At 69.8% G+C, this 1,533-nt stretch carries 2 protein-coding genes; one reads left to right on the top strand and one right to left on the bottom strand.

The window, feature by feature from the left end:
- Window positions 1-38: 38 nt before the first annotated feature.
- A complete protein-coding gene (locus ACFVHI_RS37145; protein ID WP_380346474.1) occupies window positions 39-1,082 on the bottom strand; it encodes an IS630 family transposase in 1,044 nt (347 codons plus the stop codon).
- An 83-nt stretch (window positions 1,083-1,165) separates the two neighbouring features.
- Here ACFVHI_RS37145 and ACFVHI_RS37140 point away from each other — a divergent pair, with 83 nt between their 5' ends.
- Entirely contained in the window at window positions 1,166-1,495 is a 330-nt protein-coding gene (locus tag ACFVHI_RS37140; RefSeq protein WP_380346472.1) for a hypothetical protein, read from the top strand.
- Window positions 1,496-1,533: the final 38 nt, after the last annotated feature.

Genomic DNA, 1,533 nt, shown 5'->3' with positions numbered 1-1,533 from the left:
CTAGTGCTGCTCTGCGGAAGTTCGTGGAGGGGTGTTGATCAGGCTGCTTTGAGTGGGGTGCCCTCGTAGGTCCAGCGGTAGGGCTTGGCGGTCTCGTTGTGGCCGATCACGTAGGCCTCCAGCTTCTCGATCAGGTCGTCGCGGCTGGCGAAGTCGCCATGCCGCACGACTCGGCGGGTCAGGGCGGAAAAGAACAACTCGACCTGATTGAGCCACGAGGTGTGCGGCGGGGTCCACCGGACGTGCCAGCGTGGGTGGGCCGCCAGCCACGCCTTGGTGTGTTTGGCCGTGTGGGACGAGCCGTTGTCGAGCACGACGTGGATCTCACTGCCGGGTGCGATCGCCTGGTCGAGCTGGTGCAGGAACGCGGTGAAGGTCGCCGCGTCGTTGCGGGCGATCACCTCGGTGAGGACCTCGCCGGTGCGAACGTCGAGCGCGGCCACGAGGGAAACCGTGCCGTGGCGCCGGTACTCGAACTCCTGCCTGGCCGGCTCGCCGGGGCGGGCGGAACGCCCGGGATAGCGGCGCGAGCGGGCCGCGACCGCGGTCTTCTCGTCGATCGAGAGCACTACCGCGCCCTCGGGCGGATTCAGGTAGAGGGCGCACACCTCGGCGGCCCGCTGCCAGAAGTCGGGGGTGTCCCGGCGGGTGAGCCAGCCACGGACCTTGTGCGGCTTCAGGTCCAGGCCGGCCAGGATCCTGCCGACCTGGGAGGCGGAGACCGGCGCGAAGCAAGTGTCGGCCACCCGTCGGGCGATGGCGCGGTGCGACCAGGTCGACTCCGGATGCGGTGGCGCGCTGGTGGCAGTGGCCACGATCGCCATGCGGACCTCGGGCCCGTAGGCCTTTGGCCGGCCCGAGCGTTCGGCGTCCCGCAGGCCGCCCAGACCCAGGGTGGCGAACCGGCCCCGCCACTTGCGCACCGTGTTCACGCTGACATCCAGCTCCCGGGCGATCGCGCCATTGGCGAGCCCGTCCGCCGCCGCGAGCACGATGCGCGCCCGCAACACCGCCCGTACTTCGGACTTCGCCGAAGCCGCTGTCCTGTCCAGCCGCTCGCGGACCCCCGTCTCCAGCACCACCGCGACCGCCGTCCCCGCCCGTTGATCACCACGCACGGCCACCGATCATGGCGGGCCGCCGCCGCACCCGGCAGGATGGGCCTGTGCCGAAGAACCCGCCGGAATCGATGCAGCACCACCTGCGCCAGCGCTTGAACCGCCACGCCCGTGAACGCTGGCTGCACGTGGACGCCATCACGGTCCGCTTCCGTGCCGGATTTGCTTACGTCGTCGCCGAGTTGCCCGGTGGCCAGAGCCTTCCACTGTGCCGCCTGCGCTTCACCGGCGTACTCCACACCTGGGGATTCTCGCTTTACCTGGCCAGCAACGACAGCTACCGCGACAACTTCCTGCCCAGCGGGCTGCCGTCCGGCTCCCCGGAAGAAGCCCTCGACTGCGCAGGCGGCCTCTACCTCAGCGGACTGGCTATCTGATCAACACCCCTCCACGAACTTCCGCAGAGCAGCACTAG

Origin of the sequence: Kitasatospora sp. NPDC127121 (assembly GCF_042677305.1) — a bacterium.
Lineage (GTDB): Bacteria > Actinomycetota > Actinomycetes > Streptomycetales > Streptomycetaceae > Kitasatospora.
This window is presented reverse-complemented; position numbering and strand designations above follow the sequence as displayed.